The 317-nt window shown below is 69.4% G+C and carries 1 protein-coding gene; it reads right to left on the bottom strand.

The window, feature by feature from the left end; all coding sequences use genetic code 11:
* Nucleotides 1-197: 197 nt before the first annotated feature.
* Nucleotides 198-317: DNA -binding domain-containing protein (locus AX735_RS24505; protein WP_156447532.1), on the bottom strand; the 120-nt coding region annotated here is incomplete at its 5' end.

Raw genomic sequence — 317 nt, 5'->3', positions numbered from 1 at the left:
GCCGACAGGCCGAGATGGATCGCCGCGTCCGGCGTCTTGAGATAGCGTGGCGTTGTGGCGGCGACAGGCTCGGCCATGATGATCCTCCTGATGATGGCCGGCCCCGAAAAAGGGGTCCGGCGGACAGGAGGTGATCCTGGCGAAATGACCCCGGCGCGGAGAAGGGACAGCGCCGAGGGGAGCGGCAATGTCCCCTGTCAGCCGCCGCGCAGCAGGCGGAGATAGCCGCCGTCCCGCAGCTCGACGGCTTCGGCCAGCCAGCGGCGGACGCGCTTGCGCTCCTTGCTTTCAACCCATTCGGCGGCGCTGTAGCGGCG

The sequence above is a fragment of the Blastomonas sp. CCH1-A6 genome (assembly GCF_001556365.1).
In the GTDB taxonomy this organism is placed as follows: domain Bacteria; phylum Pseudomonadota; class Alphaproteobacteria; order Sphingomonadales; family Sphingomonadaceae; genus Blastomonas; species Blastomonas ursincola.
This window is presented reverse-complemented; position numbering and strand designations above follow the sequence as displayed.